Origin of the sequence: Acinetobacter gerneri DSM 14967 = CIP 107464 = MTCC 9824 (assembly GCF_000368565.1) — a bacterium.
In the GTDB taxonomy this organism is placed as follows: domain Bacteria; phylum Pseudomonadota; class Gammaproteobacteria; order Pseudomonadales; family Moraxellaceae; genus Acinetobacter; species Acinetobacter gerneri.
In genome coordinates, this window is record NZ_KB849542.1 from 473,952 (window position 1) to 484,769 (window position 10,818).

Below are 10,818 nucleotides of genomic sequence, written 5' to 3' on the forward strand. Positions count from 1 at the left end.
GATGGAGCAGAAAATGTCACAAGATCAAAACTCATCATTCAATGACAAAACTGATCAATCTTCATCTTTAGTTGAAAATGATCAAAATGTCACATCACAAAATCATGAAAATGCAGATAAACATTCATCTGAAATAAAAAGTGAAAATTCAACACAAAACCAGACCACGCAACAGCACGCACCATCAAATAAAAAGAAACCAATTCTCATTATTGCAGCTGTGATTATTCTTGCGATTTTATTGGCATTGATTGCTTTTGGACTTTGGAAAAGTTATCAACCGAAAATGGTCGATATACAAGGACGAGTTGAAGCAGATAGCCTATATGTCAGCACCAAAGTGCCGAGCCGCATCGAAGAAATTTATGTCACTGAAGGACAAAAGGTTGAAAAAAATCAACCGCTAGTCAGACTTTATAGCCCTGAAGTTGATGCAAAAAAACAGCAAGCACAAGCCAGCTTACAATCTGCACTTGCTCTACAATCTACTGCTGATCGTGGTTCCCAACAAGAAAATATCGATAGTTTATATGCAAATTGGCAAAGCCTTAAAGCACAGCAAAATCTGGCTCAAACTACATTCCAACGTGGTGAGAACTTATATCGTCAAGGGGTCATTTCTAGACAACGTCGTGATGAAATGCAAGCTGCTGCCCTTTCCTCAAGTCAATTAACCGAAGCTGCCTATCAACAATATGCACGTGCAAAACGTGGTAGTACGCCTGAACAAAAGCAGACTGCGGATGCACAAGTAGAAATTGCTAAAGCAGCAGTTAACGAAGTAAATGCTTTAGAAGCCGAAACAAAATTGTTCGCACCTACTGCGGGTACGATTTCCAAAACTTACGGCAAAGTTTCCGAGCTGGTCGCTTCAGGTGTACCTGTGGTGAGTATCATCCAAGATCAACATCCGAAAGTGATTTTGAATGTGAGAGAGGATCAATATGCACATGTCTATCAGAGTAAAACACTTCAAGGATATATTCCGGCATTGCAGCAAAATGCGACGTTTAAAATAGAAAATATCGATGCCGAAGGCGAGTTCGCGACAATCAAAACAACACGTCAAACAGGTGGTTATGATATTCGTAGCTTTAAATTGCACTTAGTTCCAGTTCAACCAATCAAAGATCTAAAAGTTGGGATGAGCGTAATTTTTAAAATCCAAGAGTCAAAATAAATGTTGGCTTGTATGTGGCGGGAACTTGTCTATTTGCTTAGGCATAAGTGGGACTTATGTCTAGTCACACTTGCCCCGCTTTTGATCATTGTGATGTTCAGTAGCATGTTTTATGCAGGTAAACCTGAGCATTTACCGATTGCGATTATTGATCAAGATCATGGTGAATTAAGTAGAACTATCACGAGATATATCAGTCTAAATCAAGGACTAGAGATTGCGACTATCGCCAACAATCCCGATGAAGTTGAAACTTTACTTAATCAAACCAAAGTCTGGGGATACATCTACATTCCTTCAGGCGCTGAACGACGTTTGGTCAATGGGCAAGATGCCCAAATCAGTATCGCCTATAATCAGTCATTTTTTAGTATTGGTAATACGATTTCATCTGCAATGCTGGTCAGCACCTTACAAGGTATGGCTGAATTTAGTGGGCAGGATTATTTAAAAAATAGTATGCCCTACATCGACATCCCCACCGCCAATATCAAAGTTTCGCCACTATTCAACCCAACGTTGAGCTATGAGCTTTATCTTGAACCCTTTATGATTCCAGCGATTTTACATTTATTGCTCTGTTGCTGTGTGGCATTTGCTGTAGGGCAAGAATTAAAATACAAAACTGTTAAATCATGGATTGGACAACAAAATGTCATGTCTGCCCTATTCGCAAAAATTATGCTCTATGTCATGATTTTTTGTTTTTGGACATGGATCTGGATGTTTTGGCTGGTTGAAATTCGTGGATGGTTCATCGCAGGCAGTTTATGGCTGATTTTATTGGCACAATTTTTACTTTATACCGCCTATGCCTTTATCAGCTCAACAGTCGTACTCGCAACCAAAGATTTAGCTAAAACTTTTGGCTTTATCGCAGTCTACGGTGGTTCTTCGCTGAGCTTTGCTGGCGTGACCTTGCCTTTAAATAATGCTCCAACATTCACTAAATTTTGGTCCAATATTATTCCCTTTACGCCTTATGCAAAATTGCAAACCGAGCAATGGGTTGTAGGCAGTCCTATCTGGGTATCAATTGTCGCCTTATTGATATTATTGGCCTATGTTGTATTTTACTTCCTTATTTCAAGTTTACTCCTAAAAAAATATTTAAAAGGAGCTGAAATATGAAAGCATTTTTCAAACAATTTTTCTCATATTATTTGCAGACTTTTAAAAATATTTTCAGCAATTCATCAATTCTAACAACGATGATTCTTTCTGTATTTCTGTATAGTTTTTTCTATCCAATCGCCTATAAAGGTGAAAAAGCTGAAAATATACCCATTGTCATCGTTGATGAAGAAAAAAGTCAGCTCAGCAATCAAGTCATTTCAGCTGTAGAAAAAAGTCCGAATGTGAAAATTCAAGCAATTACTAGTAATTTCCTTGAAGCAAAACAGCTCATTCGCGAACAAAAAGCACAAGTAATTTTATTGCTCCCTGACAATTTATCGCAAAGTATCCGTCGTGGTGAATCAGGTGGTATAGGATTATATTTGAGTAGTGCTTATTTTCTGCAAACCAAAGAAGCAGGCGTTGGCATAGCAACTTCTATTGAAAATGTTTTAGTCGATTATGCTCAAAAATTTACGGAAATTTCACATTTTCAAGTCGACTTGCCTATACATCAAATCCCCTTATTTAATCCACTTTCAGGCTATGGAAGCTACATTTTTCCAGCCGTTGCGCCACTAATTATCCATCAAACCATTTTTCTTGGTCTATGTATGCTGATTGCATCCTATCGTGAAAAAAAATGGAAACCAAAATCTGCTGAATTTTTTGCAGTATTTGCGACAGCCTTGACCATTGGAACATTCGGTTGTCTCTATTTATTTGGCTTTACTTTTTGGCTCAATGATTATCCACGTGGTGGTAATTTTTGGGGAATGATCATCGCTATACCCATTTTTTTAAGTGCTGTGATCGGACTTGCCATGTTTTTTGCTTCTTTTTTAGATATTTCAGAACGTGCTGGTCATGTGATTGTATTTACCTCTATACCGCTATTTTTACTTTCAGGGAGTGCTTGGCCGCTTGAAGCTATGCCGCAACTGATGCAATGGCTTTCTTGGTGCTTACCTTCAACCAACGGTATCCAAATGTTTGTCCAGCTAAATCAAATGGGCGTACCCACTTTTGTAGTGGTTCCAAAATTGATCTATCTAGCTGCTGCAGCCATTGTTTTACTGACTCTCGCCTACTACCGTTTGGTTATAAAAGCACGGACTTAAATTTTTATCATTTATGCTATAAATCACGTTATCTCATGAACGCAATAGTGGCTTAGGCTTTGCTTTTTGCCACTTTACTAATTTGAATATCATCAACCAAACTTCTCTTGTTGTTCTTTGAAAATTTGATCTGTAAATAAACCAGATCTGTCGGATAGCTCAATTTATAGAGCACTTCAAAACTTCGATCATCTCGATCTAAAATACGTTCACTGGTACTGATCAATTCTTTATTTTTCAGGCTTTTTGCTTCGGGTAATAAACTGCATAATTGCTCTAAATACTTTGGTTCAGTCACGATTTTTTCATGTAATTCTGGAGTTACACTGTTCTTCAATGCTTCAATATTGCGAGATTGGATCTGATAGACCAATTCATGAATGCGTGTTTCTTGATGACTAGAAATAGACAAACTTGGGTGTTCAATCTGGTCGATGGTATAATCGCTAATTTTTTCACATGCGATTGGCTTTGTTGCACAAACCTATCTGTAAAGGGTTTTTCAGCGATATAATTTTCAAATGAAGAAGCCTGCACACAAAATCTACCGTACAACCAATTGGCCCGCATATAACCGAGCACTCATGAGTCGCGGAAATATTGCCATTTGGTTTGATCCTGCTACGCAATGGTATGCTCCATCAAAAGGCAAACAAGGGCGAAATCAAACCTACTCCGACGCAGCCATCCAATGCTGCTTAATGATTAAATCCTTATTCCGTCTGTCTTTACGTATGGTCACTGGCTTTGTGCAAAGTCTGATTAAACTTTGCGGATTAAATTGGATAGCTCCAGATTACACCACGCTTTGTAGAAGACAAAAGCATATTGATATTGTAATCAGCTACCAAAAAAGTAGCGATGGGCTGCATCTACTCATGGACTCTACAGGCATGAAGTTTCTAGGTGAGGGCGAATGGAAACGCAAGAAACATGGACCTGAATATCGTCGCCAATGGCGTAAACTTCATATTGGTATAGATGCTAAAACCCTACAAATACGAGCAGTTCAGCTTACAACCAATAATATCAGTGATTCACAGGTGCTTGGTGATTTACTTAATCAGATTCCACAAGATGAGCAGATTAACTCTGTTTATACCGATGGAGCTTATGACACCAAGCAATGCCGTCAGGTCATTGCAGATCGGCAAGCGCATGCGGTGATTCCACCTAGAAAAAATGCGAAACCATGGAAAGATACAAAGAGTAGCTCGCTAGAGCGAAATGAATTACTTCGAGCAATTAAACGTTTAGGCAGGACACTATGGAAAAAATGGTCAGGCTATCATCGGCGAAGTTTGGTTGAAACTAAGATGCATTGCATCAAATTATTAGGAGATAAACTCAGTGCAAGGAGTTTTGATAGCCAAGTGAATGAGATCCATGCACGTGTAGCAGTCCTTAACAGATTTACGGAATTAGGTCGCCCACTTACCCAAGTTACGCCTTAAATTTGGCTCAATTAGGGGCGCTTTGCATTTCAAATCTTTGTGCAACAAAGCCCATGCGATTAAAAAAACTAAACTACAAACAGCGACTACGCCAATTCTTTTCATCAAAACTTTCTTATATTCAATGTGCATCTTGTTTATAAATATAGCAATTTCTACAACTGAGTTCTATCCTTTATTACGTGATGATGAAACTAAATTTTATAAAAAGTTCGATATTCTTTTAGACAATACATTTTTCCTAATTAAACAAATAGTTAATTTGAAAATATTTAATGTCGTTATCTAGGCTTAAATTTATCAAAATAGCCTATCGAAACAACATCCCTATAAATACAAATAGCAATTGTAATGTGATGACGAATAGGAACCACATCCAACCCTTTTGCCTTAAAGCTATTTTATCAATCGTGTCATATTTTACAGATTTTATCATTTTGATACCTCATTCATTGTTTGAACAATACAGTAGCAAAATTTGTTCCATTATTTGTTATTTTATTTAATCTACTGATTTATTTTAACTTATCCAAGTTGCAAGTTGTAATAATTTTTGTGTTTCAAATACCATCAAAGTTTCTATGCTTGCTAAGCAGATGATAAAAAGCATTAAAAATCACAAATTTCAGTGATATGGCTTTTTTATTTATTGCTTCATAATGGATCTATCAGTGCATGAATATATGCAAATATTTAAATATCATAAAATTCTCAGTTAATAATGGTAGCCGAGCCCTTAACCAAGTGGCTACCATTTTTTTTATTTCAGATTTTTAAAAACTTATAAAATCCAAATTAAACTTGTTGATTAAAAATAATTTCTCTAAATCTTTTCGGTGACAATCCCGTATTCTTTTTAAAGAAATTGGTAAAATATGCTTGGTATTCAAAACCTAAGCTATGTGCGATTTCAGAAATATTCCAATTACTATATTGCAATAAAGCTTTAGCTTCTTGAGTGATTCGATTACCGATATGTTCAGAAGTCGTTTTACCGGTTGCTTCTTTAATCACACGATTTAAGTGATTGACATGTATCGATAAACTATAGGCATAATCATTTGCAGTTTTCAGTTTTAATTGATAGCTAGGTGAGTCAATTGGAAATTGACGCTCCAACAATTCAAAAAATAAATGTGAAATCTTCGATGATGCATTGCCCTGCCTTTCAAAATTGCTGCTGGGCTGCATTTTCATTGCTTCATGTACGATCAAATGCAGATAATTTCTAAGTACATTATATTTGTACGTATAGGTAGAATGCATTTCATGCATCATTTTTTCATAAATCAAAGAGATTTCATTGACCTGATAATCGTTTAAAAAATATAAAGGATCACCATCTACTTTAAATAGTGGAGAATCTTTTAATACACTCTGCTTCGATTCCTGATTGATAAATTGCTCTGTAAATAAGCAAAACCAACCTGTCTGGTCTTTTGATGTCATTTCCCAAGCATAAGGAACGACAGGATTTGAAAATAATAATGCTGGTCGGTCAACTTTGATCCAGCGGTTTGAATAGTGTAATTCCCCCATTCCCATGACCAATGAAATCTTATAATAATCTCGACGGCTATATGGGGTTAAAAAGGAACAAGCATCTCGTTTGAACACATTGAAATGTCCAAACGAAGATTGAATTATGTCGTAATCCGAATTTTTAGACAGCGTAAATTTACGATAAACATCATGTGTATTTTCCATGAAAAACTCTTTATGACACGTTTACTGGGAGATATGTTCAAAAATAAAAATTTTCAAATTGTAAGCACGAGCCATCTACTCCCGAAGGAGTAGATGATTCAAAAGTATGTTATGCAATGATGATTTGATGGTTAGCTAACAAAGTTGCTAAATCAGTTTTGACATCTTGGATCACCAACAAGTCTTGGTAATGCCCACCTGTACCATTTCGATCAATCTGTAAATATGAGTTTTGACCGTCATATACCACACGCAAGAATTGCTCAATTGTGTCGTTGGCATCAATTGTGGCTTTACCGTTTTGGTAATGCGCCGCACCATCTTGATCCGCTTGGTAGCCGACCAATAAATCTTTAAGATCAATGCGATCGGCATCAGTATTGGCTTCATATAGCCCAACCGTAAATCCTTTAACGCTATCTGCGCCATTTCCACCTGTACCATCAGTACTATCTAGAACTTTATAAATCAGGGTGTCATGTCCACCATGATGAATAAGGTTGAACGTATCGTTGCCACCACGTCCTTCGAAGCTGTTATCTTTACCATTATTGGTGAAGACATCATTTCCGCCAGCTCCAGCAACACCTTCGATATTGATCAGTGTAGCGATACCAAATCCTGTGTTTTGAGCAGTCGTCAATGACAGATCAACATTTAGAGATTTAGTTACAGCCAATTTATAATCAATGATGTCCATGCCGCCTGTGCTTGACCATACAGTCTCGCCTGAAACGATTGTACTTCCGCCACCACCATTGTAGATATGCTGACCTGCTGTTGCATAAAGCGTGTCGTTATAACCTGTACCTACAATACCCGTTGTATTCGTCGCATCTGTCGCAGCAGCTGTACTTGCAGCCTTATCTCCATTTTCTGTGGTCAAGACATAAGCATGATTTGCGGCTACAGCTTTTAAGCCACCCCAAGTTTCGTTGTAGTTCACGATAGTGCGATCTGTACCCAATTTATAATTGATGATACCGCCATAATCTTTACCATTTGCCAGGATCACCGCACTATAGGTTTTACTTGCATCTAAGCCGTAGAAATAAACCAGTCCTGTCGAGTTATTCACCGTACCCGATTGAGCATTGATGATTTGTGTTGCTACCACTTGACCTGTCGCTTCATCAATCAATGCTACGGTATTACCAAAGTATGCATTGACACCATTTTGATCCAAAATCCTCAAAATAATGCTGGTGCCATCTTGGATTTTCGTCGTGTTTTGAATATAACTCGATGCTCCACCACCTGCTCTAAATACGATCAGGTCTTGTACACCATTCCAATCCAAATCGACTGAAAGTACACCCGTTACATATTGTGTATTGCTTAGGTTTGCTTGTTTCAATATGTTTTGTGAAGTCCAGTTGACTTGTTTGGTTGATGAATTCACTCCACCATTTAACCAGACTAGACCTTGATTCGTTGTATCTGCCGCATAGTCAGTCGAGTTATGCGAAACACCTGCAAACTCAACAAAGTCCATCTTGCCATCACAGTTCCAATCCAATGCTAAAGAAATATTACTGTTAGTTGTGTCAGTTAGAGTTTGTACGTTAGAGCCTATACCAACTTGGTTTTCTCCAGCTGTCAATTTGCCTGTACCATCATTATAGAAAATACGTGTCGCAGCATAATTTGAACTCGTTGAGGCTGTGCCCGAACCTGCCATAACCAGATCCATATAACCATCACCATTAAGATCAGCCCAAGTCATTGTAGTTATGCGGCTCGATGTAGTACTACTATCATCCAAACCTTTAAATACACCTGTCACGACTTGAGTCGATTTCAATACTGTTTGGCCTGATGCATTGACGCTGTTAGAGAGTACGACTAAGCGGTCTGGGCTTGTTGAGCTATAAACTCCTGATGTTGTACCTGTTACCGTACCGTTATTGCTTCCTGTCGTACCATGATAAACAATATCGACATAACCATCGTTATTGAGGTCAACACCTGCTACCTCTTTATCTGGCTGTGCATTGCCGCTAGTACTTGTCACATCAGTTGATGAAGCCCCTGTAGGATATAAATCTTTGTTATCTACATAGAGATTGGTTTTATCAAATCCTGCAATCGTGCCGTTGGTATTAAAAACAATCGAAGTATCAAACTGACTACCCAAATAACTATAATCAGGGTTGATGAAACCGCTCCCTAGATTGTAATAAGATTCATATGATGGTGCATAAGCGCCGTATACAATATCACCATAACCATTACCATCTAGATCAACAATGACAACTGAGCCATACGCAGCATGCGTATTACTATTACGATCATCAGTCGCACCAATTTGGAAAGTCGTGTATTTAGTGCCGTCGTACTTATAAGACTGTTGCCCATCTACAAAGTTCGAATCTTCACCCAAAATATCCATCAATCCATCACGATCTATATCGACAAATGATGATGAATATTGAGTATTTCCATTCGCATCTGTCAATGTGGTCTTAGACAAATCATAAATATTGCTTGAGCTAACAGCTTTTTGATCAAATACAGTGCCATTTGTCAGTATTCTCCAAACACCATCCTCACCCAAAGTCACAGCCGTAGATATGTCTGACGTATTTGCACTACTTAAATCAAGCGTCGAAGCGGTACTTGTCGGCTCTGTAATGACGACTTCATTACTTGTATGATCTTGAGCGACATTGCCTGCACTACCTTTTAATATCGCTTGAACATCATATTTCCCGACACTCAAAGCTGCATTTTCAGGGATTTGTAGATACCAACGACCACTTTCTGTATCGAGTACTACCGCTCCATTTTTAGAGGAATAAGTCACACCATTTACAGTCACTTCTAGATATTCATTTACTGCAATTTCACCATGAATTGATCCAGTGATAATCGGCGTTTTATCTACAGTGCTAATGCTGTCAACGATTAATGAAAGTGAAACTTTAATTTCAAAAGCGTCTGAAACATTGCCACGTGTACCATCTTTATTTTCAATCACAGCTTGATATTTCTGGCTAGATTGATCAACTAAACCTGAGATCTCAAAAGTCCAAGTTTGAGTATCAGCATCAACAGTTGCATATCCAACAATTATACCTGTCGTGGTATCAATAATCGCAACCTGACTACCCGCTTTTAACTCACCATTTATGCTACCTTGCAACGTTGGTGATCGGTCATCTGTTACAGTACCAGAAGTTTTATTTAAACCTTGCTCAGTACCATAATTATCATAGAAACCAAAAATTTGTGCTTCAGATGCATAGCTTACCGCTATCCATGAACCAGTCGGTGCTATTGGGCTGGTATTTCCTGCAAGATCCACTACGGTGAGTTGACCAGTTTCGCCACTCGCTAAAGGATTTGGTCCGAAGCTCCATTTTCCATCAGCGTCTACAGTTGTACTTACTTTGCTAGAATCAGCCAAAGTTAAGATCACGACTGCACCAGCTTCAGCTGTTCCTGATAATGTATTTTCCGCATTGATGCTTACAACTGGCTGTGCTGGAGCTTTGCTATCAATCACAATATGTCCAAGCGAAGTGATTTCACTAGAATATCCAGCTTCATCTGTTTGACGCATTTGGATTTGACCTGCCGCGTATTCGCCTTCAGGTATAACAAATTGATGACCAGTTCCCTGAGTCCAATTTTTTCCACCGTCCAAGCTATAGAACCAAGTTGCCGTATCTTCTAGATAATTGACATTGACCGTACCATCACTGCTCACGCCATCGGTATGAATTACGCCTGTATCATTTGCCAGTTGAGCCTCTGGAGCGACTGGTGGAGTTTGATCTCCACCAATCAGTCCAGCTTTTCCAGACTCATTGTCATTTTTGTCAGTTGCTTCAATCGTACCTTTATCACCTTCAGCCAACGGATTTTTAGGGAAATTCCAGTTACCATTTTCATCAACCACAGTCGTATAAGTATTACCTTTAGAATCTGTCACTGTAACCGTGCTACCGACTTCGCCTGTACCTGACAAGCTTGTACCATTTTCTGTGATTTCTGGAATATCAACGTGTTGATCACCACCTATTAACTCAACTTCACCAGACTCATTACCATTCGTGTCAATCGCTTCGATACTTCCGACTTCACCTTCTGTTAATGGATTTTCTGAGAAAGTCCAATGACCATTCTCATCCACCACAGTTGTAGAGGTATTGCCATCCGCATCCGTCACGATGATCGTGCTACCAGCCTCGCCAGTTCCTGACAAACTTGTGCCATTTTCAGTGATTTCTGGAAC

8 protein-coding genes are annotated in these 10,818 nt (G+C 38.4%); 4 read left to right on the forward strand and 4 right to left on the reverse strand.

Features of this window, described 5'->3' with window-relative positions; genetic code table 11:
• Positions 1-13: 13 nt before the first annotated feature.
• Genes F960_RS07715 through F960_RS07725 form a run of 3 tightly spaced genes read left to right on the forward strand, consistent with a single transcriptional unit; the run spans position 14 to position 3,417 of the window.
• Positions 14-1,180: an HlyD family secretion protein gene (locus F960_RS07715; protein WP_004861710.1), complete on the forward strand. Its 1,167-nt coding sequence runs from the start codon at positions 14-16 to the stop codon at positions 1,178-1,180.
• Complete coding sequence (locus F960_RS07720) at positions 1,181-2,311, forward strand: ABC transporter permease (RefSeq protein WP_004861711.1); 1,131 nt, start codon at positions 1,181-1,183, stop codon at positions 2,309-2,311.
• On the forward strand, positions 2,308-3,417 hold the full coding sequence (locus F960_RS07725) for an ABC transporter permease (protein ID WP_004861713.1): 1,110 nt from the start codon (positions 2,308-2,310) through the stop codon (positions 3,415-3,417). The genes F960_RS07720 and F960_RS07725 overlap by 4 nt, the downstream gene beginning before the upstream one ends.
• A 52-nt stretch (positions 3,418-3,469) precedes the next feature.
• Here F960_RS07725 and F960_RS07730 read toward each other — a convergent pair whose 3' ends face one another.
• On the reverse strand, positions 3,470-3,829 hold the full coding sequence (locus F960_RS07730) for a hypothetical protein (RefSeq protein ID WP_004861715.1): 360 nt from the start codon (positions 3,827-3,829) through the stop codon (positions 3,470-3,472).
• A gap of 109 nt (positions 3,830-3,938) precedes the next feature.
• Here F960_RS07730 and F960_RS07735 point away from each other — a divergent pair, with 109 nt between their 5' ends.
• Positions 3,939-4,871, forward strand: a complete 933-nt coding sequence (locus F960_RS07735) for an IS5-like element ISAba12 family transposase (protein WP_020846600.1) — start codon at positions 3,939-3,941, stop codon at positions 4,869-4,871.
• A 310-nt stretch (positions 4,872-5,181) separates the two neighbouring features.
• Here F960_RS07735 and F960_RS23110 read toward each other — a convergent pair whose 3' ends face one another.
• The 3 genes from F960_RS23110 to F960_RS22820 all read right to left on the reverse strand — a co-directional run.
• Positions 5,182-5,307, reverse strand: coding sequence for a KGW motif small protein (locus F960_RS23110; protein WP_004861719.1), 126 nt, complete (start codon positions 5,305-5,307; stop codon positions 5,182-5,184).
• Between the two features lie 359 nt (positions 5,308-5,666).
• Positions 5,667-6,578, reverse strand: coding sequence for a helix-turn-helix domain-containing protein (locus F960_RS07740; RefSeq protein WP_004861722.1), 912 nt, complete (start codon positions 6,576-6,578; stop codon positions 5,667-5,669).
• Between the two features lie 109 nt (positions 6,579-6,687).
• Positions 6,688-10,818: Ig-like domain-containing protein (locus F960_RS22820; RefSeq protein ID WP_004861724.1), on the reverse strand; the 4,131-nt coding region annotated here is incomplete at its 5' end.